Annotated in this window: 21 protein-coding genes and 1 tRNA gene; 2 read left to right on the top strand and 20 right to left on the bottom strand. The window is 71.0% G+C overall.

Features of this window, described 5'->3' with window-relative positions:
* Nucleotides 1-3: 3 nt before the first annotated feature.
* The 6 genes from ACFXOM_RS20745 to ACFXOM_RS20720 form a co-directional block, all read right to left on the bottom strand.
* Complete coding sequence (locus tag ACFXOM_RS20745) at nt 4-1,275, bottom strand: glutamate synthase-related protein (protein ID WP_384930403.1); 1,272 nt, start codon at nt 1,273-1,275, stop codon at nt 4-6.
* Nucleotides 1,272-2,273, bottom strand: coding sequence for an asparagine synthetase A (locus tag ACFXOM_RS20740; RefSeq protein WP_384930406.1), 1,002 nt, complete (start codon nt 2,271-2,273; stop codon nt 1,272-1,274). Before ACFXOM_RS20740 ends, ACFXOM_RS20745 begins: the two co-directional genes overlap by 4 nt.
* A gap of 49 nt (nt 2,274-2,322) precedes the next feature.
* Complete coding sequence (locus tag ACFXOM_RS20735; protein WP_384930946.1) at nt 2,323-3,636, bottom strand: methylaspartate mutase; 1,314 nt, start codon at nt 3,634-3,636, stop codon at nt 2,323-2,325.
* 62 nt (nt 3,637-3,698) lie between these two features.
* The gene (locus tag ACFXOM_RS20730; RefSeq protein WP_384930948.1) at nt 3,699-4,166 is read right to left on the bottom strand and encodes a cobalamin B12-binding domain-containing protein; all 468 of its coding nucleotides are present in this window, start codon (nt 4,164-4,166) and stop codon (nt 3,699-3,701) included.
* Between the two features lie 218 nt (nt 4,167-4,384).
* Nucleotides 4,385-5,638 carry a helix-turn-helix domain-containing protein gene (locus tag ACFXOM_RS20725; protein WP_384930409.1) on the bottom strand — a complete coding sequence of 418 codons (1,254 nt, stop codon included), beginning with the start codon at nt 5,636-5,638 and terminating at the stop codon, nt 4,385-4,387.
* Nucleotides 5,639-6,017: 379 nt separating this feature from the next.
* Entirely contained in the window at nt 6,018-6,680 is a 663-nt protein-coding gene (locus tag ACFXOM_RS20720) for a class I SAM-dependent methyltransferase (protein ID WP_385038698.1), read from the bottom strand.
* A 197-nt stretch (nt 6,681-6,877) separates the two neighbouring features.
* Between ACFXOM_RS20720 and ACFXOM_RS20715 the strand changes: the two genes are divergently transcribed.
* Nucleotides 6,878-7,393 carry an NUDIX hydrolase gene (locus ACFXOM_RS20715; RefSeq protein ID WP_385038696.1) on the top strand — a complete coding sequence of 172 codons (516 nt, stop codon included), beginning with the start codon at nt 6,878-6,880 and terminating at the stop codon, nt 7,391-7,393.
* A 275-nt stretch (nt 7,394-7,668) separates the two neighbouring features.
* Here ACFXOM_RS20715 and ACFXOM_RS20710 read toward each other — a convergent pair whose 3' ends face one another.
* From ACFXOM_RS20710 to ACFXOM_RS20660, 11 genes are all read right to left on the bottom strand, one after another.
* Nucleotides 7,669-9,081: a DUF6177 family protein gene (locus ACFXOM_RS20710; RefSeq protein ID WP_384948669.1), complete on the bottom strand. Its 1,413-nt coding sequence runs from the start codon at nt 9,079-9,081 to the stop codon at nt 7,669-7,671.
* Between the two features lie 4 nt (nt 9,082-9,085).
* Complete coding sequence (eccCb, locus tag ACFXOM_RS20705; RefSeq protein WP_384930418.1) at nt 9,086-13,096, bottom strand: type VII secretion protein EccCb; 4,011 nt, start codon at nt 13,094-13,096, stop codon at nt 9,086-9,088.
* Nucleotides 13,093-14,208: a hypothetical protein gene (locus tag ACFXOM_RS20700; protein ID WP_385038693.1), complete on the bottom strand. Its 1,116-nt coding sequence runs from the start codon at nt 14,206-14,208 to the stop codon at nt 13,093-13,095. The genes eccCb and ACFXOM_RS20700 overlap by 4 nt, the downstream gene beginning before the upstream one ends.
* Nucleotides 14,209-14,223: 15 nt before the next feature.
* Nucleotides 14,224-15,564, bottom strand: a complete 1,341-nt coding sequence (eccD, locus tag ACFXOM_RS20695) for a type VII secretion integral membrane protein EccD (protein ID WP_384930951.1) — start codon at nt 15,562-15,564, stop codon at nt 14,224-14,226.
* Nucleotides 15,565-15,586: 22 nt separating this feature from the next.
* Nucleotides 15,587-15,829: a hypothetical protein gene (locus ACFXOM_RS20690; RefSeq protein WP_384930422.1), complete on the bottom strand. Its 243-nt coding sequence runs from the start codon at nt 15,827-15,829 to the stop codon at nt 15,587-15,589.
* A gap of 519 nt (nt 15,830-16,348) precedes the next feature.
* On the bottom strand, nt 16,349-17,197 hold the full coding sequence (locus tag ACFXOM_RS20685) for a hypothetical protein (RefSeq protein WP_385038689.1): 849 nt from the start codon (nt 17,195-17,197) through the stop codon (nt 16,349-16,351).
* On the bottom strand, nt 17,194-19,344 hold the full coding sequence (locus ACFXOM_RS20680; protein ID WP_385038686.1) for a hypothetical protein: 2,151 nt from the start codon (nt 19,342-19,344) through the stop codon (nt 17,194-17,196). Before ACFXOM_RS20680 ends, ACFXOM_RS20685 begins: the two co-directional genes overlap by 4 nt.
* Nucleotides 19,341-19,721, bottom strand: a complete 381-nt coding sequence (locus tag ACFXOM_RS20675) for a DUF6507 family protein (RefSeq protein WP_384930430.1) — start codon at nt 19,719-19,721, stop codon at nt 19,341-19,343. The genes ACFXOM_RS20680 and ACFXOM_RS20675 overlap by 4 nt, the downstream gene beginning before the upstream one ends.
* A 48-nt stretch (nt 19,722-19,769) precedes the next feature.
* A complete protein-coding gene (locus tag ACFXOM_RS20670; RefSeq protein ID WP_384930432.1) occupies nt 19,770-20,078 on the bottom strand; it encodes a pore-forming ESAT-6 family protein in 309 nt (102 codons plus the stop codon).
* Nucleotides 20,079-20,098: 20 nt separating this feature from the next.
* On the bottom strand, nt 20,099-20,431 hold the full coding sequence (locus ACFXOM_RS20665) for a hypothetical protein (protein WP_384930435.1): 333 nt from the start codon (nt 20,429-20,431) through the stop codon (nt 20,099-20,101).
* A gap of 504 nt (nt 20,432-20,935) precedes the next feature.
* A complete protein-coding gene (locus ACFXOM_RS20660) occupies nt 20,936-21,796 on the bottom strand; it encodes a helix-turn-helix transcriptional regulator (protein ID WP_385038683.1) in 861 nt (286 codons plus the stop codon).
* Nucleotides 21,797-21,924: 128 nt separating this feature from the next.
* Between ACFXOM_RS20660 and ACFXOM_RS20655 the strand changes: the two genes are divergently transcribed.
* A complete protein-coding gene (locus ACFXOM_RS20655; protein WP_385038681.1) occupies nt 21,925-22,977 on the top strand; it encodes an NAD(P)-dependent alcohol dehydrogenase in 1,053 nt (350 codons plus the stop codon).
* A 127-nt stretch (nt 22,978-23,104) separates the two neighbouring features.
* Here the strand turns inward: ACFXOM_RS20655 and ACFXOM_RS20650 are convergent, their stop codons facing one another.
* The 3 genes from ACFXOM_RS20650 to ACFXOM_RS20640 all read right to left on the bottom strand — a co-directional run bounded on the left by ACFXOM_RS20650 (nt 23,105) and on the right by ACFXOM_RS20640 (nt 24,292).
* On the bottom strand, nt 23,105-23,326 hold the full coding sequence (locus ACFXOM_RS20650) for a helix-turn-helix transcriptional regulator (RefSeq protein WP_030609318.1): 222 nt from the start codon (nt 23,324-23,326) through the stop codon (nt 23,105-23,107).
* A complete protein-coding gene (locus ACFXOM_RS20645) occupies nt 23,326-23,811 on the bottom strand; it encodes a DUF2975 domain-containing protein (RefSeq protein WP_385038678.1) in 486 nt (161 codons plus the stop codon). Before ACFXOM_RS20645 ends, ACFXOM_RS20650 begins: the two co-directional genes overlap by 1 nt.
* 407 nt (nt 23,812-24,218) lie before the next feature.
* Nucleotides 24,219-24,292: transfer RNA gene (locus ACFXOM_RS20640), tRNA-Pro, on the bottom strand.
* Nucleotides 24,293-24,350: the final 58 nt, after the last annotated feature.

Below are 24,350 nucleotides of genomic sequence, written 5' to 3'. Positions count from 1 at the left end.
CGACTATCTGGCGACAGGAATTCTGGTGAATTCCGGTGACCATACATCGTCCCGGTCCAGGTCGCGCGGAGTGTATTTTCCGAGCGCACTGATCAGCAGTCGGAGTTCGAGCGCGAGGCACTCCGAGAACCGGACCAGCCCGGCCTGCGGGTCTTCGGCGACGGCGAGCAGGGCCGCCCTGCCCAGACCCACCGCGCGGGCGCCGAGCGCCAGGCTCTTCACCGTTCGGCCGCCCTCCCAGATCCGTCCGGACACGAGCAGGCAGGGCGGCGGCCCGGAGGCCGCCAGCCGGCGCAGGCACTCCGCCAGCGGCAATCCGACCTGGGCCGGGAAGGCGCCCGGCGTCCAGCCGGTGCCGCCCTCAGCGCCGTCCACCGTGACGGCGTCCGCCCCCGCCTCGACCGCCACCCGGGCGGCCTCGGCCACGTCCCGGCCCGGGTGCAGCTTCACCCAGACCCGGGCCCGGGGGAAGTTGTTGCGCATCAGCCGGACCTGCTGGCGCAGGATCTCCGCCGTGAACGTGCCGGGAGTGCTGGAGCGGAGCACCCGACCGTCGCCGAAGACGTCGTCGAGGCCGTAGCGGTCGCCGAGCCGGGCAGCGGCAGCGGCGTCCAGCACGGTCATCCCGCCGAGGCCCGGCTTTGCGCCTTGCCCGAGCTTCAACTCGAAGGCCAGGCGTCCGGATTCGAGCAGCGGCAGCGCCGCGGGGTCGCTGTAGACCAGGTTCCACACCTCAGCATCGGCGTCCTCGGTGGACTGCTGGACGGCGACCCCGCCCCGCCCGTCCGGCAGGTCCTCGACGTAGGCGCGGAGACGACCGAGGAGCGCCCGGTCCGCCGCCTCGCCGAGCCGACCGTAACCGTTCACCGGGACGACGTTCTCGCCGATCACCATCGGGATGCCGAGCCCGCCCGCCTGCCTGCTGAGCGCGAGCCCGAGGTCGCCTCCGGCCGCGCGGGTGGAGCCGAGCGCGGACACGTACACCGGCAGGGAGGAGGTGAAGCCGCCGATACCGGTGGTCAACTCGACGTCCCGGTAATCCGGCTCGCGGCCCAGATCGATCAGCCGGGCGAGTCGCCGCGGCACGAAGACCGGCGGAGTGATCCGCAGCGCGTCGAGCGGGTCCAGCCCACCGTCCGGGTGATCGCCCCGGTGATCCGCACCGAACAGGACCCGCCCGTACTCGCCCGGCGGCGGGAAGGCCGCGGCCACGCCGGCCCGGGCCCGCTGGCGGACCTCCTCCTCCGGGAAACCGGGCGCCGAGAGGTCGCTCACGGCGACACCACCCCCGCCACCTTCGGGAAGGGGCTCGCCTGCCAGACGGCGTCCAGTCCGGCGACGTAGCGGGTGAGCCGCTCGACGCCGATGCCGAAGCCGGCGCTACCGGGCACGCCCTCACGGACCAGGTCCAGGTACCAGCGGTACTTCTGCGGGTTCTCACCCGTCTCCCGCATCCGGGTGACGATCTCCGCGTAGTCGTTGGTGCGCTGGCTGCCGCTGCACAGCTCGCCGCAGCCCTCCGCCGCGATCAGGTCGAAGTTCCGCAGCAGGCCGCTGTGCTCGGAGCTCTCCCGGTCGTAGAAGCCGCGCGAGCCCTTCGGGTAGTCGGTGACGAAGAAGGGGCGGTCCCGCCGCGCCGAGAGCAACGCCTCACCGGTCCAGTCGATTTCGGCGTCAGGACTCTGCGGGTGGCCGACTCCCTGGAGTTCTGCGACCGCTTCGGCGTGCCGCAGCCGGCCGAAGGAGCCCTTCAGCAGCTCGGCGAACACGTCGACGTCCCGGCCGAGTCGGGCGAATTCCTCGGGCAGCTCGCGGATCGCGTCGTCGACCATGTGCACCACCAGTTCCTCGACCAGTCGCACCACGTCGTCCCTGGTGGCACCCGCCACCTCCACGTCGAGCTGGTGGAACTCGGCGAGGTGACGACTGGTGCCGGCGGTCTCCAGGGGCTCCAACCGGACGTTGGGGGCGATGCAGAAGATCTTGTCGAAGGCCAGCAGCGAAGCTTGCTTGTAGAGGATGGCGCTCGTCATGAGCTTGTAGCGGTGGCCGTAGAAGTCGACGTCGACCTGCTTGGACCCGCGCGAGCCGGGATCGGTGACCGGGCCGATGATCGGCGGGAGCAACTCGGTGAAACCCCGGTCACACAGGAACGCGCGGGCCGCCGAGAGGAGCCGGTGCTGGATCCGCAACGCGCTGCGGGTGACCGGCGCGGTCAAGTGCCGGCCGGGGTCCGGGATCGGTGCGCGGGCCGTGAGCCCATCGGTGGTCATGGTGTTGTGGGTCCCAACTCTCGTCGTGGTGTGGACGTCGTGCGGGGCGTTAGGGGCGTGCAGGGAGTGCCGGTGCGGCGCCGACGGCCGACGGCCGTCCGGCGGCTCGGACGTCATAGGTCCGTTGGACGTGGGAAAGCGCCGCGAGCAGCTCGGACGAGCCGAGGATGGGCGGACGCGGGCCGCCGTCCGACAGGCCGGCGATCGGCATCGAACCGACGCTCGACCAGTGCAGCCGACCGTCGGGGGCGAGCGAGCTGCGGGCCCGGCCGGCGTTGTCGGGGTGCAGACAGTACGGGACATCGAGGTAGCCGGCGGCGAAGGCTCGGACCAGTGCTCGGCCGATGTCCGCGTCCAGCTCCAACACGGCGCCGATCAGTGCCCGCGCTTCCGCCTCGACACCGGTGTCCTCGACGGACGGGATCCGAGCGGCGACCAGGGGTGTGCGGGCACGTTCGTCGGCGGCGGCCGCTGCTGCCGTCTCCAGCGCCCGGACGTTCTCGCCCACGGTCGGGATCCGGTGCGCCTCGGCGGTGGTCTTGACGATCAGCCGGGCGGCTCCGGCCCGCACCGCAAGCCGGGCCGCGTCCTCCACCAGCATCCGGGCACCGCCGGGCGAGCGGGGGAAGACGCCCATGTAGGCGTAGAGGACGACGTGGTGGTCGACGTCCGGCAGCAGTTCGCCGGCCAGCCGCCCGAGCACGGTGAGGGCCTCCTCGTCCTGGCGCCGATCCGCCTGCTGGGCGTAGCTGAGCGAGATGCCGCGCAGCCCGTGCTGCCGGAAGAACAACGCCTCCAGCACACTGACGGCAACCAGCAGGCTCGGCGGACAGAGCTGCCCCATCAGGCAGCCGCCGAACGTCTCCACGTGCGGCTCGGCGCCGAACTCGGCGGTCGTGGCCAGCAGTTCGCAGCTGCGCCGCCAGCTGTCGACCGCCTCTCGCAGCGGCGTCCTGCTGTACGGCAGACAGTACGAGACGGGGCCGCCCTCGGTGGCGTCCAGACCGGCCCCCAGCAGCGCGCGGACGATGTGCTCCGGCCTCGCCGAACCGTGCCGGACCTGCACCGGAAAACCCGCGTCAGCGACACCCCGCAGAACCTCGCGAGTGGTGTCCGCGGGGTGGGTGGCGATCGGGTAGCCGTTCAAACCGACCCCTTCGGAGAGCGCGCGCCGGGCAGCCTCGAGGTCGCCGGTGCGCGTATAACTGTCGAGCGTGATGGTGCCGACGGTGACGGCGTCCGCTTCCCTGGTGGCGCGCAGGCCGTCGCGCATCCGCAACGGATCGGCCATTCCCATCCTGGGCTGGACCACCAGGGCACCCGTAGCACCGGCCCGGGCGACGAAGGAGCCGAAACCGGACACGGGGAGGCCTGGCGCGGCCGCACGTGCGACGAGGGCGTCGCTCGCACCGCCCCGGGAATCGCTCACAGCAGCGCCCCCGACCCTGCGGACGACGCCCCGGAGCCGGCGGGCAGCGAGCCGACGAAGGACCGGAAGTCCAGCACCGAGCCACCCTCCTCGAAGACCCCGTCGAAGCCCGCCGTCAGGAGCGCCTGCTGACGGGCCGGGTCTCCGGAGCCCGCTATCCCGAGCTTCCCGCCGATCACCGTCGCCGTGCGGGCCAGCGCGGGACAGGCGCGCAGCGCGGCGATCACCCGTAGTCCGTCGTGGAATCCGTGCCCGTTGACGCTGCTCAGCACGATCAGGTCCGGCTCGATCCTGCGGCACTCCGCGACCAGCAGCTCGTCCGGTACGCACGCGCCCAGGTTGGTGACCCGGTGACCGAGCTCCTCCAGCAGAAGCTGGAGGAAGACCAGGTTCCAGGTGTGCGAGTCCGAGGCCATGGTCGTCACGACGACGTCCAAACCGGCCGGCTCGGCCTTTCCGTGCATCTCCACGGCATGCTGCTCCACGGCGCGAACCCTCTGTGTCGATAGGTGGTGGGGAATCCCCGGGAGTGGTGGCTCCGGGTCTCCGGGCGACGGGGCCTCCGGGTGTCCGGCTCGCCCGGCCGTGGACGACACGCTAGGGACGTTCCGGGCGCAGGACCGGCAGCTCGTCCGGCAGGATGCGGGCAGTATCTGCCCAGGCCTGAGCCGTCGGACGGTGCTCAGCTCGCCGTCGCCAACTGCGGGTACGCGCCTGCCCCGCACAGGCGCCGGCACAGGTTCAGCACGGTGAACCGGACGCCGTCGCGGGCCGGGAGACTGCGGATCAGTCCGCTCGCGAGCAGCTCGTGCACCGCCGCCAGGCACTCCTGTGGTGGTCGGCCGCTCAGTTCGACGGCGTCCTCGCCCGACCAGTCCCCCGGTTCGGCCGCGAGACGCTCCAGCAGGTCCCGCTGGTCGAGCGTCAGCCGGTCAAGCGCCGACTCCAACGCCGCGGCCACGTCCGCCCTGCCGCCGTACCCGGCCGGCGGCGGCAGGTGGAACGGCCCGTCGGCCAGTCTCACCACGAGCTGGCGTGGGGACATCACCGTCGACCAGCCGGCCACCAGTTCCAGTGCCGAGGGCAGACCGTCGAGTTGGCGGCTCAGCTCGGCGACGGCGGGAGCCTCCTCGGGCTCCGGCCGGTAACCCGGGCGCAGCCGGCGCAGGTGCGAGAGCAGCAGCCGGACGGCGCCCACCTCGGCCAGCGCCACCGGGTCGTGGTCGAGTTCCGGCCCGGGAGTGGGCAGCGGCGCGAGCGGGATCACCTGGCCGCCGGGCAGCGGCTGCGGGACTCGAGCGGTGATCAGCACCCGCAGGCCGGGGCAGCGTTGGAACTGCTCGTCCAGCAGGGCGGTGTCCACGCCGGCGTCGGCACCGTCCAGAACCAGCAGGGTGGGCCGCTCCCCGATCGCCCGGACGAGGTCTGCACGGCGTTCGGGTCCCGCGACCGTCTGCCTGGCGCAGTCGATCCAGTGCACCGACCAGCCGGACGCGAGGTGCAGCCGTCGCGCGACCTCCAGGACCAGCCGCGTCTTGCCGACCCCGCCCAGCCCGGCCACCGTGACCAGGCGGTCGCCGTGCACGGCGAGAGCGTCGACCAAAACCTCGACCTCCAGCTCCCTGCCGACGATCGCGCCCCGGGCGACCGGCGGCGCGGTCGGCACGTCGCGCAGCTCCCCCGCGAGCACGTGCCGCCGTGCGGCCGCCTCGAAGTCCGAACGGGTGCGCCCTTCCAGCCGCAGTGCGTCAGCCAGCAGCCGGACCGTCTCCTGCCGCGGACGCTGCACCCGCCCGCTCTCCATGTCCCGGATCGCCCGGACGCTCAGGGTCGCGTGATCGGCGAGCACCTGCTGGGTCAGGCCGACCCGTTCGCGCCGGATCCTGAGCAGCTCTCCGAAGCCCGCCACCGACCGCAGCGGCTGCACACCGTCCATGCCTCGTCCACCTTCCGTGCGTTGGCCAACTACCGGGGACCGGGGGCGAGCTGCCGTACGACACGCCCGGGCGGCGGCGCGCGGTGGTGTCCGTCGAGCCGTGTTCCCCCTGGCGCCGATGGTCCACGGCACGGCTCTACGGTCGATCAACGGCCGATCACCACACGTTCACACTCTCTCCGCGTCACGCACGAACTCCGGGTCCGCGCACCGCGCGGTCGATCGGGGCGACGGCATGCCGACTGGGGGCGACCGGGCCGGCTGGGACCATCGGAGATGGTCCAGAGTTGTTCTGGTTAGTCAGGATCCGACTGAGGTCGTCCGGGGCCGGCCGCCGGACGAGTTCCCCTACGGCACGTCGGAGCGTCCGCGTTTCCGATCAGACCGCCCCTGCACGGCCTTTACGGGCGAGCAGCTGAACCTCCTGGAACTGCCGCCTGTCGGTGGGCTGTGGCTCCCGGACCATCCGGGCCACCTCGGCCAACCCGAACTCGCTCAGCACCGCGGCGAGGCGGTCGGGCGACCACCGATAGGCCGGGGCGACGGCATGATCGAAGACCTGCGTCGGCTGATTCGGGTCATCGGTTGCCGAGAAGCCGACCAGAAGGTGGCCACCTGGTGCCAGCACACGGTGGAACTCCGCCAACACGGCGGGGAGTTCCGACGGCGGAGTGTGGATGATGGACCACCGTGAGAGCACGCCGTCCAGCGCACCGTCAGCGATCTCCAACGCGGCCATCGAGCCCACGTCGAAGCGCAGGCCCGGATGAGCTTGCCGAGCCAATCCGATCATCGCGGGAGAGGCATCAAGGCCCACCACCGCCAGCCCAAGTTCATCCAGATAGGCAGTGACGTGGCCAGGCCCACACCCAAGGTCCGCGACCTGGCCGTCTCCACTCTCACGTACGAGTTCGGCGAAGGCACCCAAGATCGCACGGTCCAGGGGACTGTCACGCAGGGTGTCGCGGAACAGCCGCGCATAGGTGGGGGCGGCGTCGTCGTACGCCTCGCGGGTGGCGCTGAGGGAATCGTGTTCGACCATTCTCGCGACAGTAGTTCCTGTCCCCCCGGCGAGCCGGAGTACCCGAAAACCTCGGACTCGCTCTCCACTCCACGGACCCTCGGTCGACAACGGAACCCATGGGGACGCCCCTGAGCCTCCGCCCGTCACCGGCATACCAACCTTCCGCACGTGTGTGGCTGGGCCCGCTGTCAGATGCCGGCCGTACCCTCTGGCAGGTGACGAACCATGGGGTGGAGCCCCGGACCTTGGAAGCCGGGATCCGCGATGCACGGCGCGCCCTGGATGAACGCGGTGGTGCGGCGGAGTGGCTGCTGCAGCCCGATGCGGCGCTGAGGGGACCGCTTGCCACCGAGGTGTGGGTGTTCGACAGCAATATGACGCACATTCTCCTGGTGAAGCACCGCTGGCGAGGCTGGGTGCCGCCCGGCGGCAAAGTTGATCCCGGGGAGACACCGCGCGAGGCCGCGCGTCGTGAACTGTTCGAAGAGACCGGGGTGCAGGTGGAACTGCTTGACACCCCAGCGGCTGCCACTGTGCGGTCCTACCGTCCCGCCGGGTCGGACACCCTGGGGCTTTCCTATGTGGCATTCCTCGACCGGCGGACGCCGTTGACTCCCGAGGAGGGCCAGCCAGCCGCGTGGCACCGGCTGGACGAGCCATGGCACGGATGGTTCTCTGACGATCGCCTCAGGATGAGGCAGTGCGCCGTCCGCCTTTCACAACGGCTCTGAGGACATGGATCGTTCGATTGTCCGGCCGGAGGCTACCAGGGAGTCCGGTGCCTCCGTTTCGTGCCGAGGGCGCTACCACCGGGATCGAAGACGAGCCCGTCCGGAGTTGTCGTGCACCGGCGGCCCCGAAGGCTTCCGTCTCTCCGGTGGCGTCCGGCCCGTGACGTCGCCCGCGGTGGCGGCCGAGCCGGCCGGGGGATCCGGCCGGCGCGACGCCCCCCGCCAGCGCGGGCCAGGCGGAGGGCCTGGATGACGTGCCGCAACCGGCCGAGGGCCTACGGAAGCGGCGGGACCGCTGTGCGCAGGTGCGTCAGCAGCGTCGACAGGGACTCCCAGGCCGCCGGGTCCGCGCCGTCGCCCAGCGGGTAGTGCAGTCCGGGTCTGCGCTGCGGGCCCACCTGGACGGGCTTCATCGCCAGTGGGGGCCGTCGCGCCTGCGTAAGCGTCGCCTCGGCGACACCGGCCCCGCCGAGGGTGAAGGACACCGGCACCGCGGGCGCGGCCACCCTCGGGCTCAGACTCAGGTCCCGCCGTCCCGGCCCGACGGAGGCCAGCATGCTGACCAGACCGTGCCCGGCGACGAGTTCCTCCGCCAGGCTCGCGAGCGCGTCGAGCGGCACCTCCTCGGAGGGTCCGTACCCCAGGGACAGGGTGATGTCCTCTTCGACCCCGGTGGCCGTGCGGGTCACGCGTACGGTGGCCAGCGCGGGCTGCTCCGGCGTTCCGACGGCGGTGACCAGCGTCGGCTCCGGCGCCCGCCCCCGGGCCAGGTCGGTGAGCTGGCGCGGCGACCACGGCAGGTTCACCGGCTCGGCGGTGCCCCAGCCCGCGGGCGGCCCCCCGGTCAGGGTGCGCCAGGCGGCCTCCAGCGAACGCCCGACCAGCAGTTCCTCCTCGGCCCGGCGCTCCGTGCGGAATTGCAGCGTCAGCAGGCGCTCCCCCGACGGCTCGCCCCGACGGAACGCGGTGGCGAGTCGCGGTCGGCCCGCCTCGTCGCGGGCCGGGGCGAAGGTGCCGTCCTGCCAGCTGAGCACCGCACCCGACAGGCCGTCGTAGTAGCCGCACTCCGGATCCTGGACCACCCATCGGTTCGGGGCCCCGGCCAGCGCGGTGCGCAGCGGCAGGCTGAGCCGGCAGTTGCCCGGGGTGACGATGTGCAGGGCCGCTCCGAAGCCGGCGGTGGTCCTAAGGACGTCCGACAGCCAGGCCGTCAGCCCGACCACCGGCCGGTCCGCGAGCACCACCGCGGTGGACTCGGTAACCACGTCCACGGTGGGCAGCGCCCCGACGGGCGCAGGTGCCGCCGAGGCCTCGGAGCCCACCGGCACCACCGCGACGTGCCCGGCACCTTCGGGCCAGACCGTGCCGCCGAGGACCTCGGCGAGGCGTCCGGCGACGGCCCCGGCGAGGGGGCCCGCCTCGGGCACGGCAGTGGAGGCGCGGGTCTCCGTCCACCAGACGGGGGTGGGCGAGGGCGTCCCGAGGAGGCGTTCCACCTCGCCGGAGACCTGGACGAGCACCGGGGCCTCGACGGATACCAGCGGCCTGCCGCCCGCGCCGAGCAGCTGGATCACGGCGCCGTCCCCGGCGGTCTGGGCGCCGAGGTCCGCGCCGCCCGCCGTCAGGGCCACCATCAGGGCAGTGGTGTCAGGCATCTTGGCGGTGAGGGCGATGACGTCCTTGGTCATGGTGTCAGGTCGCTTCCTGGGTGGGGGAGCCGACGAGTGCGGTCTGCACGATCTCGTGCGGGCGGCCGCGCCGGACCAGCGTGCCGCGTCCGGGCGGCTGGGCACTCGCGTACAGCTGCGGGAACAGTTGTCCCTCGGAACGTTCGCCGCTCATCACGAGGGCCGTGGTGCCGGACTCGCGCAGGGTGGTCATCAGCGGCTCGTACAGGGCACGGGAGGAACCGGCGACGCGCCGCGCGATCACGAAGTGCAGGCCGATGTCCTGGGCGGAGGGCAGGTAGGGGACGAACGCCTGGAGCGGCTGCTGTCCGGCAGTGGTGAGGATGTCGTAGTCGTCGACGAGGACCACGATGCGCGGGCCGGCGAAGCCGGGTCCCTCGCCGGGTTCGGCGTCCGGGTCGATGCCGTCCTCGGGGAGCCTCTTGTCGAGTTCCTTGGCGATACCCGCCGAAAGGGCCGTGGCAATCTTCGAGTTGTGCGCGTAACCGCCCCGGTAGGGCTCGGGAACCACGCCGCGCAGCCCGCGTCGGGGGTCGTAGACGGCGAAGACCAGCTCCTCCTCGCCGTAGCGCGCGATGAGCTGGCGTGCGACGAGGGCGAGCAGGTTGGTCTTGCCGCAGGCGTTGTCGCCGAGGATCAGCAGGTGCTGGTCCTGCCCGAAGAGGTCGAGGAGCACCGGGGCGAGGACGTCCTGGTCCACGCCGACGGGGATCCGGTACGGCTCCTCGTCGACGGTGGGCAGCCGGTCGGAAGCCAGCCGTGCTGGCAGGACCCGTACGGGGGAGGCGAGTTCACCGTGCCAGGTGGCGCGGACGGTGCCGGCGGCCTCCTCCAGGGCGGTCGCCAAGTCGGTGTTCCCGGCCCGGGAGTCGATGCGCGGCAGGGCCGTCTGCGCGAACAGCTTGCCGTCGGTGAGGACCCGGCCCGGGGTGTCCGGGGAGATCGTCTCGGACAGCTTGCGGTCGATCGCCGAGTCGGAGGGGTCACCGAGGCGCAGTTCGACGCGGCCGCCGAACAGGGACTGGTTGGCGATCCGCACGTCGTTCCAGCGGAGCATGCCGACGACGACGTGGATGCCGTAGCCGCCGCCCCGCTTGAGCAGGTCGGTGACGGAGTCGTCGAGCTCGGAGAACTCCTCGCGCAGGGCCCCATACCCGTCGACGAGCAGCACGATGTCCGTGGAGGCCAGCTCCGCGAGCTGCCCCTGGGAGCGCAGCCGGCGCAGCTGGTCGACGGAGTCGATGGAGTACTCGCGGAAGAGCTCCTCGCGCGTGGCGAGCATGGCCCGCACCTCGGCGACCGTACGGGTGGCCCGTTCCCGGTCGGCACGGCCGGCGATCCCGCCGACGTGCGGGAGCCCGGCGAGCGCGGCGAGGCCGCCCCCGGCGAGGTCGAGACCGTAGACGGCGACCTCCTGCGGGGTGTGGGTCAGCGCCAGCGACAGGGCCAGGGTGCGCAGCAGAGTGGTTTTGCCGGATTGGGGTCCGCCGGTGACGGCGGTGTGCCCACCGGCGACGGTCAGATCCAGCTCCCACGTGCCGCGCCACTGGCGGGCCGGGTCGTCGAGGACACCGAGCGGCACCTTGAGCGGGGCCCGCCGGGCGGTGCAGAGCCGGAGTCCGTGTTCGGTGACGGACAGGGGCCCGGCGGCGGCGTCCAGGGGGATCGCGTCGGGCAGCGGCGGCAGCCAGATGCGGCGTACGGGCGGGGCGGCGTCGGCGAGCTGGTCGACGATGACGGAGAGCACGCTGGGCCCGGTCTCGCGGGCGGTGGCGGTGGGCTTCTCCTCGACGGCCTCGGCCGGACCGGTGCTGTCCTGGAGGGTGTTGAAGGTGGGGTAGGGCAAGGCCAGCGGGCCCCGCTCGGTGTCGTCGAGGGCGGCGGCAGGACCCCGGTGGCGGCCGGAGACATACCCGGCCTTGAAGCGGGAGTAGGTGGAGGTGTCCACCTTGAGGTAGCCGAAGCCGGGGAGCGGCGGCAGCTGGAAGGCGTCGGGGGTGTCGAGCACGGTCCGTGACTCGTCGGCGGAGAAGGTGCGCAGGCCCAGTCGGTACGACAGGTACGTGTCCAAGCCCTTGAGTTTGCCGCCCTCGATGCGCTGGCTGGAGAGCAGCAGGTGCACGCCGATGGAGCGGCCGATTCGACCAATGGAAAGGAACAGGTCGATGAAGTCGGGCTTGGCCGTGAGGAGTTCGCCGAACTCGTCGATGACGACGAACAGGTGCGGCAGCGGATCGAGTTCGGGCTTCTCCACGCGGAGCGCCGCGTAGTGGCCGATGTCGGCGACGTTCCCGGCGTCCTTGAGGACCTGCTGTCGGCGCTTGACCTCGCCGGCGAGGCTGGTGTGTACGCGTTCGACGAGCCCGGCCTGGTTCTCCAGGTTGGTGATGACACCGGCGACGTGCGGGAGCTTCTCGAAGGGGGCGAAGGTCGCGCCGCCCTTGTAGTCAACGAGAACCATCGCGAGGTCCTCGGGCGAGTGGGTGGCGACCAGCGCGAGGACGAGCGTACGGAGCAGTTCGCTCTTGCCTGAGCCGGTCGCGCCGACGCACAGCCCGTGCGGGCCCATGCCGAGCTGCGAGGACTCCTTGAGGTCGAGCAGCACGGGCTCGTGCCGGTCGTCGATGCCGATCGGGACGCGCAGGAAGTCCCGCTCTCCGCGCGGCGCCCACAGCCGCTTCACGTCGAGGGCCGCCGGATCGGTGATGCCGAGCAGGCCCATAAAGTCGACCGTCCCGGACACCGGGGTTCCCTCGGCGACGGACTCGGCGGACAGCCGCAGCGGGGCCAGCATGCGGGCCAGCCCCTCGGCGGTGGCCGTGCCGAGGGCGTCGCTGATGCCCTCGGCGGCGGGGTCCTGCGGGATGCGCAGGTCCCGGACGGTGACGTGGCTGCCGTCCACGGTGATCCGTATGGTCACTTCGTCGGGCTCGTGGACCTGCTCGGCGAGCAGGTGCAGCACGGTGGTGTTCATGTCGGCTAGGCCCACCGTCACGTCGGGGCGGGGCAGTTCGACGGAGTTCTCGCCGTACTCGTCACTGACGATGAGGAGCCGGCCTGCCAGGCGCAGGGCCCGCTTGTCGGACAGGCCGCGGCGCACCTCCGCCGCGTACGAGGCCCTGCGGCGCAGGTCGGGTGCGAGGACCCCGGAGGCGAGCTGGGGCAGGCTGGGCGCGATCCGCCGGGCGGCGACGGGACCGTCCTGCTCCTGTTGGTCGAGGACGTGCGGCAGCCACTTGGCCCACTCCCAGTCCGCGAGCCGGTCCCCGGGCACGCCGAGGGCGAAGGCCACGTCGTCGGGGGCGTGCAGGACGGCGGTGTGCGCGAGTAGAGCGCGGGCGACGCCCAGCACGCCTTCGCGGTCGCCGACAATGCTGACGTTCCCGACCCGGTCGAGGGGCACGGTCAGCGGGAAGTCGCTGGCCCGGCCGAAGCGGGCCATGAGCGCGCCGGCCTCGTTGAGCATGAACCGGTCGGGCGGGGTGAGGACGCCCCCGACGCCCGCCGCGAGGGACAGCTCCTGCACGGCGACGGCGCCGGTGCCCAGACGCGGCCGCAGGAAGTCGGGGTCGGTGCGGCGCCGCTCCCACAGCCGCGCGGGGTCGCGTACGAGGTCGTACAGGGCCTCCGGCGGCGGGTTGAGGCGGCGGGCCTCGTCGCGGAGCGCCTTCTCGCGGGCTCCGAGCTCCTCGCGCTGCTCCTCCAGGTACTCCAGGTAGCGCTCGCGCTGGGCGCGGCGGGTGCGCTGCGCCTTGCCGCGCTGGGACCAGAACAGGGCGATGGCACCGATCAGGGCGAAGACCAGCACGATCGCGCCGACGGCGGCGAACCGGCTGTTGCGGATGACGGTCATCATCACGACCGAGCCCATCACGCCGGCCATCGGCAGAAGCGCGGTGGCCGGGCTGCCGATCTTGCCCTCGGGCAGGTTCGGCGGGGCCTCGACGGTGTGGGGCTGGGCGGGGGCGGGGGGCATGGTGGCCCGGGCCGGCCGGTGGATCAGCTGCTGGGTCACCGGGCGGCACCGGAGGCCGGGAGGGCCACGGACCGCTGGAGCACCTCGGCGGCGAGCCGCATGGCCGCCTCGCGGGTCTGGAAGCCGAGGAGTTCGGACCGGACGGCGCCGCCGGAGGCGAGGTGGCGGTCGTAGGGCAGTACAAGGACCCCCGCGCCCGTCGCGCGCAGCTTCTCGGCGGCCTTGCCGAGGTCGACGGTGGGGTGCGGGGACTGGACGGTGAGCACGACGACGGTGCGCGGCAACACGGGAACCGGCAGGGAGGCCAGCCAGTCGAGGACGGCGTGGGTGGAGACCAGGCCCTCGGTGGTGGCGGGCGCGGTGAGCACCCGGGCGTGCGCGGTGTCGAGGGCGGTACGGGCGACCTCGCCGGGGAGGGTCTCGCAGTCGACGACGGTGACCCCGAAGTAGCGGCGCAGCGAGACCATCACGGTCCGGTAGGTGGCGACGTCGACCTGGGCGCCGATGCGGCCCTGGCTGCCGGGCAGCAACCAGCCGCCGTCGGGGATCGGGACGAGGTAGCCGGTGATGTCGGTGAGCTGCATGGAGGGTCGGACGATCTGCGCGAGGTCCGCGCAGGTCCACCGCACGGACTGCACGCCGAGCCGGACGGGGAGGGTGCCGAGGGCGGCGTCAGCCTCCAGGGTGAGTACCGGGTCCTGGCGGAAGTGGTTGTAGGTGCGGCTGAGGAGGGCGGTGACGGTGGTCTTGCCGGAGCCGCCGCGGATGCTGGTGACGACGATCTGGCGGCCGGTGGTGACAGGCTGCTGGACCTGGGTGGCGAGTTCCGTCTCGGCGGCGACGGCCTTGGCGACGGAGGAGCCGAATGCTCCGCGCAGGGTGCGCAGGGTGCGACGAACCAGCGGGTCCCCGTGGCGGGGGCGGCCAGCCGGGGCCTCGGCCCCGGGGACCGGGACGGTCTCGGGGGCCCGGGCCTGCGCGGTGTAGGGCTGCTGGTGGTGGGGCTGCCGGGACGCGGGGGCCGCCTGTAGCGGTAGGGGGGCGTGCGGCTGCACCGGCATGGGGGCGGGAGATGTCTGGGGAGCAGGGGCGCCGGTCAGTTCACCGAGGACCCCGGCCTGCCAGTCGTCACGCCGCTGGTTCATGCTCATGTCTGAGTGCCACCCTTACGCGAAGGTGCCGAGCAGCCGCCCGTACACGCCGAACACGCCGATGAGCAGCGGGAACAGCACGATGACGCCGATCGACTCGGCGGTGTCCCCGACCCGCCGCAGCCGGACCCGTACGTGCTCGGGCGGCTGGACGGCGAGGACGCCGAGCGCCACCAGGGCCAGCGCCAGCAGCACTGCCAGCGGCCCGGCCGCTCCGGCCCGCCCGGCCCACACCAGCAGCGCCGCCACGGTGATGGCGGCCCCGGCCAGCAGCAGCGCGACCACCTCCGGGACCAGCGGGAAGGCCCGCGCGCGCAGCCACAACACGGTGGCCACCGCCGAGGCGAGGGAGACCGTCCAGACATCGGGTTCCATCAGTGCGACCGTCCCGGCAGCGCCCGCCGAGACGGCGGTGGCGAGGGTGGCCAAGGCCATGCCCCGGTGAGTGGCGCCGAGGGCGGTGGCGACCTTGTAGCGGCTGACCGAGACACCGCGCGCCCGCTGGTCGTCCAGGCCGGTCAGCCCGGCCGCGGCCAGCGCGAGCCGCGGCAGCAGCCCGAGCAGGACGACGGAGACCACGGCGAGCACGGCGCCGGTCCGGGCGCCCGCGTGCCCCTGGGCCAGTGCGACGCCCTCCCAGACAACGGTCAGCGCGCCCACGGCGGCGGCTCCGACGAACCCACCCCGCCCGAGCGGCGTGAACCACCCCAGCAGCGCGAGCGCCACGGCCAGCGCACCCGCCACGGCGGCTAGGCGCCCCATGGCGTACCAGTGCTGCGCGTCACCCAGGGTCCAGGCCCCGAGCACCCCGACCGCACCCGCGGTCGCCAGCAGCGCGGTGGCGAGCCCGGACCCCTTCAGCCGGCCTGCCACGGCCCCGACCACCGCGCATACGGCGGCAGTCGCGAGCAGCGCACCCGCCACGGCCCCCGGCGCGAACGCGGCCCGGGCGAACCATCCGGCCACCAGCGTCCACAGCACCAGACCGGCCCCGGCGGTGACCCGCCGCGCGGACGGCCGCCAACGCCAGGCTCGTACGTCCAAGTCCTCTGCGGCCTCGTCGGTGACGTCGTGCACCACCGGCGCGGACGGCACGTCCTGCACCCGTACGAGCCGCAGCACTGCCCCGTCGGCAACGCCCGCCTCCTCCAGCGAGACCCTGTGCTCGAGCACGGAGCCGTCTGCCGTGACCAGATGACGCAGCATCGGCTGCGCGGCCACCCGGTCGTCCAGCAGCTGTATGACATCGGGCAGCAGACGCCCGACCGGCTCTTGGGAGGGCAGTACGAGATCCATCCGCCGCCGCTCGCCCACCAAGGTGACGCGGCTCAAAGCCGTACCGCTCACTGCCCCCATGCTCACCACGCGCTCGAACCTATCACCGAGTACTGACCTGCCCGGGCGTCCCGACCTTGCCGATGAGGCGGTGGGAGATGAACGACCAACCGACGCAGCCGGCGCACAGCACCGCCGCGATCACCAGTCCGGCAACGGCCTTCCCGATCCGCTCGTCGGCCACCCGCCGCCCACGCTGCGCACCGAACAACACGGCGTCGCGCATCCGGTGCCGCCGCACCGCGACGGACTCCAGCAACTGGCTGTCATAGTCCTCGGCAGCCATCCCGGCCTCCCTTCTCCCGGTCGCCCAACAGACGCTAGTACGCGCCCCTCACGACGCCGAAACCGGCGGGGGCAGTTGCGTCCTGCCACCCGAAGTCGACCTCTGCCAGCGACAGCTGGGGATCCGATCCGACGGGGCGGCCGGGATGCGTCCCGCACCCCTAACAACTTCTTGGCCAGTCGCCGAACCCTGGCCTTCGCCCACTCACCGGGCCACCTTGAGGCTCACCATCAGCAGCCGACCGGGCAACAGCCCCACGACGCCTTCTCCTCCGCGGTGCGGACCCTCGGGCCGCTCCGGCCGTTCGGCCGGCGTGCCCGCAGCAGGCTCGCCAGGACGCCACCGGCCTCCCCCAACAGGGCGAAGGCCTTCGAAGACCGCTCCCGGCAGCGTCGAGCACGGGTGTGATTCCCGGCCCCCCACGAGCCCGGTCGCGATCACTCTCCACATCAGCGCGGCCGTCCAGGTCGGAACTCCCCGTCTGGCTCGGCACGCGCATCACACCTCAAGTGTCTCGGCTCAGCTCCACGGCAGCATTGCCGGGCGACGATGCCAATACCACGCCGCAGAGGCGAAGTCCCCTCTGTCCTTCTTGAGAGCGACGGCGAGCGCGCGGCCGTCGTCCTCCGCAGTGTGCTCCCGAAACGCCGCGTCGAGGGAGTCCACGGAGGCGACCACGAGTGCCTTCTCGTCGTCGGGGAGCGCCTCGATCGCCACGCGGAGCCGATCGCGGTTCTCCAGGTCCTCCCGGTACATGTCAGCCCCGTACCAACCTGCAGGCGGCCAGCCCGTGGCCATCCGCGAGATGAGCGCCTCCCACAACCATACGAGCGTACGGACCTCGCCGGCGGGAGTGCGCCGAGCCGCGCCGGGCAGGAGTGCGTCCGCCACCGGCGTGGATACCGGCAGCTCCCGGGAGACCTCGGGAAGTCCCGCAACCACCGCGTGAGGGAACGCGGCCACCGCCACCTGTGTGGTCGAAACCGTGCATCCGGCTTCCTCGCCCTCCAACTCCTCTACCCGGGCGAAGGTGGTGAGTCCCTCGGGAGTCACGACCCGGTGGATCGAAGGAACACTTCCCCAGGACACGAGCACGGGCGTTACCAACGCGCGCGCCAACGCAGCGGCGAGTTCCTCCTCCGAGGGCTGGTCGGGCACCTCCTCGGCCCCGTACACGCTCAGTTGGCCTACGAGGTCACCCTGCAGGAGCTCGTAATCACACGTGACGGTCGCGTCCCAGTTCCGGTCGTCCATCTCACTGGCCGGGGAGACGTCCACCGACTGCAGAGACACGCGGAAGGTCTCCGCGAGCACGCGGGCGACGACTTCCGGGGCCGGCGCCGCTGCGGTCAAGAATCCGTACATCACGGGTAGTACTCCCTGTAGAGGTCGATCATCCGCTGAACCTTCTCCGGATTCTCTTTGAACTTCGGCGCGTTCTTGAACATCTTGTCGACCTTGCTCAAGTCTCCGTCCGCCCTCATGATCGCCTTCATCGCCTCGAACTCCACGCGGTCGAGGTTGACGAGTCCCGGACCCGACACCGGGAAGGTACGACCGGTTTGTTCCACACCGTAGCTGCGCCCATTGACCGTGTAATGCTGCTTCACCGGGTCGAAGTCGGCGCGGCCGGACGCGATCTCCGCGATGTCCTGCTTAACCAGTTCCTTGGTCTCCGGCAGGATGATGGTGTTCTTCGTGTCCACCTGACCACTCCTGATGCCGCTCAGGTTGTGGCGGGAGTTGGGGTACATCAGGTTCTTACCCCTGGCCGTACCGACGATGTCATCTTTAGCAGGCCAGGACTCCTCTGGCTTCTTCACCTTGGCGGGGGACTCAGCCTCCCCAGCACCGCCGCCAGGCGTGCCTGCCCCGCCGTGGTCGCCCTGGTGCGGAACAGTGGGACCGTCGCCGGGGCCGTGGCCGCCGCCAGTGCCCGGGCCGTCGTCGTGGCCGCCCGTTGACGGAGTGTCTGTGTGGCCGCTGCCGGTCGGGGTGGTGTCGGTGGCGCCGTGGCCTCCGTTGCCGCCGGGTTCGGGGTGGTTGTTGCGCGGCATGTTGTCCGCAGTGCCGCCGGGCATGTGGGATGCTGCCCCGCCCGGGGTTCGGGTGGTTGCGTCGACCTGATGGACCGGGCCGCCGACGGTGACTTCCTGCTTCTTCGGGAGCTCCGCCAAGGGGTGGTCGGTGCCCTTGGGGACGGAGGTGAGGTCCTGCTTGGGCACACCGTTGTGGTCCAGGAGCTGGTTCGTGGTCTTGTCGAAGTACTGCGGGCGGCCCAGGGCGTCGTCGGGGAGGCGGACCGTGTTCTCGGGGTGGGGGAAGGTGACGCCCGGGGCGTCGGCCTTGGGGAGGTCCTTCCACACCACCTCGTCGAGCTTGGGGAAGGTGCCGTCGACCTTGCCGAGGTTGGTGAACAGGTCGCCGATCTTGAGTTTGGCGAGGGAGCCGGCCTTGCCGATGTAGGTGATCGGGTCGATGAGACGGCCCGTCTTGCCCGCCACCGAAAGGACCTTCGCGACCGAGCCCGTCTTCGCGGCCGTGCCGGCACCGCCGGTGAAAACCGTGGTCAGGACGTTGAAGGTGACCGCGCCGGCCGCACGGGCCGGGTTCTTCCCCCACTCGTCCCACGCGACCAGCGCCTTGCCGGTCTCCTTCATCGCCGTACGCGAATCACGGAGCCAACCCGGAAGATGCTTGTCGTCCGCCGCCCAAAACGCCGCGCCCACACCCGGCATCGAGGTGATCACCAGACCGGTGGCGAGCTTGGCGAGACCCATCCATGCCTGGCCGGCAGCGTCCCAGCCATCGACCCCGACGAGGGTGCCCAGGCCGCGGACTGTGCCCCAGATGCCGTCGACGATCAGACCGTCCCACACGAACGACTTGACCCAGTAGCCGATCTCCCATGCCCGGTGGGTCTCCTCCAGCTGGGAGCCCCAGGGGAGGTCCTGGGCCTTGTTGAGGTCCTCGCCCTTGTAGCCGTACATGTTCGCGCCATGCGAGCCGTCGTCCGCGGTCAACGGGGGCGCGCAGTACAGCGCACGAATCTTGTTCGCACACGTCCGCTCGGCGGCCCAGAAAGCGGAGACGGCGGCGTTGACGTCGTGGATCAGATCATTGTTCTCATCGATCTTGTCCCCGTCGTCCTTCCAGTGCTCGTCCCCGCTGATCTTGTTGGAGAACGTCGTGGCCTTCGCCTGGAGTTCCTTCAGCCGCGCCACGATCGGACGGGCTTCGGTGACGTACTCGCCCAGGGCCTTCGCCGCCGACTCCAGCTGGTCGGCGAAGAAGTCGCTGTCCGTCTTCACCGGCTTGGTGGTGGCAAAGAGTTGGGCGGCCTCGGGGGCGGAGTAGAACGCGGACAGGCCCTGGAACTCCGAGTCCACGTTCGAGCCCGCGTCACGGAACGTGGACGCGGCCGTCGCGATGGCCGTGCGGTCCTGCTCCAGCGCGTCCAAGTCACCCGTGAACTGCGGGATCGTGCACGGATTGATCGGTACGTGGTCGGTCACTTCTGGCCCGCCCCCGGAAGGTCGACCTTCGGCGCCTTCAGGGCCTCGGCCTGGGCGTTCTGCGCCTGCTCGATGTTGCCCTGCACGTACGCAGTCGCCGCCTTGATGGCGCCGTTCAGCGAGGCCTCCGTGCGGGCGCTGATGAAGGCGAGACGGTACTCGTGGGCCTTCATGAGCTCACCCAGCGCGCCGGCGATCGGGCCCATACCGCCGCCCTCGCCACCGGTGCCGCCGCCGGGAGTGACGGTACCCGCGTGCTTCGCGGCCTCCGGCAGCTCCGTCTGGAGCGACTTGCCAGCCTTCTGGAAACCCTCGGCGGCGGTGATCGTCTTGTTGACGACCCCCTGCACGCCGGACGGCTTGATGTCCCAGTCCATGCTCTGCCCCCGTGTCCTCGCGTCCCTCGTCCGACGTGCGTCCCGACGTCAGCCGATGTTGTCGACCGCCGCCTTGGCCTTCTGCAGCGTGGCTTGCGCGGTCGCGTCGTTCTGCTCCAGCGTGGTGCGGACGAGGCGGATGATGTCGCGAACCTCGTTCGCCGCCTTGTTCCAGCGGACTTCCTTGCCGTGGTACTCGTCGGATACGCCGTCGGCCTGGAACTCGGCCATCGCGGCCTTCACCGCGGCGTCACGGTCGCCGAGCACCCGCTCCAGCTGGCCGATGATCCCGCCGAGGCCGCCCTGGACCTCAACGGAGGCGGCGATGTCGTAGGAGGTGCGGTCCTGGTTTGCCATGTGTCTTCAGCCCCCGGGTGTCAGCGCGCGCCGAAACGGGCGGCGTCGAAGTTCGCGGAGCCCATGTTCTGGTGGGCGTTGTCACCCTGCTCCTGGGCACCGGTGGTGAACGAGGTGTCCATCCCGGCCTGACCGCCGAGGATGGCGCGCAGCGAGGCGTTCAACTCGGCGGTGATCGAGTCCGAGCGCCGCTTGAAGGAGTCGAACGCCTGCCGACCGACGCCGTTGAACTTGCCCTCCAGCGGATCCGCCGCGGCGATCAACAGTTTGATCAGCGTGCCGAGGTCGTCGCTGGAGCCGGTAGTGGCCTTGCCCAGCTCGGACAACGTGGTGCTGCCCATGTCGAACTTCATTCACCCACCCCTGACGTGTTGTGCCGTCACTTGCGTGTATACCTGTCTACCGAAGGGACGTTGCGAGCACAAACACGGTTTCACTCGGCCTTGACGTCGGACTGAAAAACGCCGTCGGCCGGTTCACGGTCTCCTAGCACCTCCCGTACGTAGTCGTCCCCGGCCTCCCACGAATGGGCCGCCAGGGCCGACCCGCGGGTCCCGGCGGCAGTCGCCGAGCCGGTTGTCGAAGCCCTCCCGACGGCGAGGCCGAGCAGGGCGCGCAGGGTCGCGACGCGTCACCCCGCGGTACCCTTCTCCTCGGCCAACTCCCCGCTACGTTCTGGAGCATCCTCACTGAACCGGCCTGAACGCGGCTACGTGCCTCGTCCCGGTAAGATGCCTAGGCAGGCCATCTGCTGAATGGCTGGACAACCTCGATAGCAGTCGCGGCTGTTGGAGCCCTACGCGCCCTTCGCCGCCGCGCCACCGTGCCCACGCCATACCGGAAACAAGCGCATGGGCTCAGTGGGCCGCAGTGGTCGGAACCTGGTCGACGCCCCACTGCGCCAGCAGCCCGAGTGACTGCGCGGACGCCGAGCCCGGCTCCGCGTGATAGGTCACCAGGGACACGTCTTCGTCGTCCGATAGCCTCAACGTCTCGTACGACAGGGTCATGTCGCCGACGAGGCTATGGTGCAGCCGCTTGGTGCCGTGGCCCTTCTCCTGCACCGTGTGCGCCGCCCACAGCGTGCGGAACTCATCGCTCTTCACCGAAAGTTCCCCGATGAGCGCCGACACGTGCGGATCGTCCGGGTAGCAACCCGCGCACAGCCGCAGCACGCTCACCACCTCGATGGCCTTGCACTGCCAGTCGACGTAGAGCTCTCGGGCCGCCGGGTCGAGGAACACCAGCCGGCCCATGTTCCGCTCCTCCGGACGCATCGTCGCGAAGTCGCCGAACAGGGCGCGCGCCATCGTGTTCCAACCCAAGACGTCCATCCGGCGACCCACGAAGAACGCGGGCACCGCGTCCATCGCATCGATCAGGGCCTGGAGCTGCGGACGTAGGCGTTGGGTGCCACGCGCCACGCGCTTCTTCTTCTGTGTCGGCTTCGCCAGGTGGGTCAGATGGGCGCGCTCCGCATCGGAGAGCCGCAGCGCCCGGGCGATGGAATCGAGCACCTCGCTCGACACGTTCTGGCCGTTGCCCTGCTCGAGCCGCGTGTAGTAGGCCACCGACACCCCGGCCAGCTGGGCCAGCTCCTCGCGCCGCAACCCCGGCACCCTGCGGTGGCGGCCGAAATGGGGCAGACCGACGTCCTGTGGCTTCAGCCGCCCCCGCCGGGAACGCAGGAATTCGCTGAGTTCGGCACGCTGATCCATACCGTCCAGTATCCCGGTGCCCGGGTGCCCTCACGACCGTGAGCCTGACCCTGCCAGTGGTAGGCACGGCAGGCGTACGCACAACAGGGGGCTGGGTGGTTCCCGCGGAGCGAGGCACGCTCGTAGCCATGTCCAGCAACGTTTCCACCGTTCCCGCATACGCAGCACCGACCGCCAAGGCTCCTCTGGAGCGCACCACCATCCCGCGCCGGGCGGTCGGGAAGCACGATGTGCTGATCGAGATCAAGTACGCCGGCATCTGCCACTCCGACATCCACCAGGCCCGCGACGGATGGGGCGAGGGCATCTTCCCCATGGTTCCCGGCCACGAGATCACCGGAATCGTCACGGCGACCGGGCCGTCCGTGACCACGTTCGCCGTGGGCGACCGGGTCGGCGTCGGCTGCATGGTCGATTCCTGCCGCACGTGCGACAACTGCAAAGCCGGACTCGAGCAGTACTGCACCCGCGGCAGCGTCCTCACGTACAACGCCGTCGGCAAGGACGGCGAGCCGACCCACGGCGGCTACTCCACCCACATCGTCGTGGACGAGGCGTTCACCCTCCGGATCCCCGACGGCCTGCCCCTGGACGCGGCGGCACCGCTGCTGTGTGCGGGGATCACCACCTACTCCCCGCTGCGGCGCTGGAACGCCGGACCCGGCACGAAGGTCGCCGTGGTCGGCCTCGGCGGCCTCGGACACATGGGCGTCAAGATCGCCCACGCCCTGGGAGCCGAAGTGACCGTACTGTCCCAGTCCCTGCGCAAGAAGGACGACGGGCTGCGACTCGGCGCGGAGCACTACTACGCAACCGGCGACGACGCCACGTTCGACACGCTCGCGGGCACCTTCGACCTGATCCTGTCCACCGTCTCGGCCCCCCTGCCACTGGACAAGTTCCTCGGGTTGCTCACGACCAACGGGGCGATGGTCAACGTCGGAGCCCCCGAGGAACCCGTGTCGCTCAACCTCTTCTCCCTGATCGGTGGCCGCAGGACATTGGCCGGCTCCATGATCGGTGGCATCCCGGAAACCCAGGAGATGCTCGACTTCTGCGCCGAACACAACCTGGGCGCCGAGATCGAAGTGATCCGGGCCGACCAGATCAACGAGGCGTACGAGCGGGTGCTGGCGAGCGACGTCCGCTACCGCTTCGTCATCGACACCGCCACGATCTGACCAACGAATGCAACGCCCGGAGGCCATCGACAGCGCAGCAGCCCGGGGCGCGACCGGTACCTCCATCCGGTCCACGTGTCGTGTCACGGGCCGGTGGTGCCAGTCGTCTTCACTCCGCCGGTGCACGTCATCCGCCCGCGGCGTCCTCGGCCTCCCAGCGCAGCAGGTCGCCCGGCTGGCACTTGAGCACCTCGCAGAGCGCGGCGAGCGTCGCGAAGCGCACCGCCTTGGCACGGCCGTTCTTGAGCACCGCAAGGTTGGCGGGCGTGATCCCCACACGGTCCGCGAGCTCGCCCACGGACATCTTCCGCCTGGCCAGCATCACGTCGATGTCGACGGTGATCGGCATCAGATCACCTCGTCCAACTCGGCCTGCATCTGCGCCGCTTCGACGTCGCGTGCCACGGCCTGGGCGAGCAGCATCCGCAGCACGAGGACGATGAGTGCCACCCCCAGGATGGCCACGCCGATCCCGCCCATGATGAGGGTGACTCCGGGGTCCTCCCGCTGGCCCGGCGCATTGAGGATCGTGACCACGAACCACAGGAGGGCAGCCGCCACGATCGCACCGATCACGGCGTCCACATAGCGGAAGGCGGCGTGGGAGAACACGGTTCCGCGGCGCACCATCGTCACCAGCCGCCACACGCAAACCAGGGCGACCTGGGCCGACACCATGCCCAGGATCGTGATCACGCGTAGCGGGGTCAGCGGGAGCGACCCGTCCTCCGGGTCGGTGGCCAACGTCCACACCATCCCTGCCTGTACGAACACGGTGCCGGCGAGCACCACCACCAGCACGGCTCGCAGGGCACGCACGGTCAGCTCTCCCATGACCCACCTTCCATCGAGTTGCGATGGAAATCTATCGAATATCGATAGATTCGGCAAGGGCTGGGACGGAGGACGGGCGGCCCTTCCGCACCGTGACAGGGGCACCGGGCCGCCCCACGGCACGGCGTTCGCGCGAACCGCCGTGATCTTGTCGAAGTCGGCTTCGCCCGATCACACCGAACGCCACCCGACCGGGCCGAAACCGTGATCACCGCGTCGAAGGCGCCATGGAAGTCCTTCAGGTGCTCGACACCCTCGTGGTGTCCGGGACGAGCGCTCCCTACCGAGAGCGACGGTGGTCGCCCACTCACGCGGTCAAGCGGGCTGGTCCCTCAACTGGCCCCCAAAACGACCGGAGGCTGTTTCGGATCACTCCGAAACAGCCTCTGAACCGCGACTCTCACGAGTCGGGACGACAGGATTTGAACCTGCGACCCCTTGACCCCCAGTCAAGTGCGCTACCAAGCTGCGCCACGTCCCGGTGCGCTATCCCCGGGCCTCTGCCCGGCTGATCGCGCAAGGGAAACACTACCCCACTC

Origin of the sequence: Streptomyces sp. NPDC059169, from assembly GCF_042755225.1 — a bacterium.
In the GTDB taxonomy this organism is placed as follows: domain Bacteria; phylum Actinomycetota; class Actinomycetes; order Streptomycetales; family Streptomycetaceae; genus Streptomyces.
The sequence above is the reverse complement of the archived record's forward strand: the minus strand, read 5'-3'. Positions and strand labels throughout refer to the sequence as shown.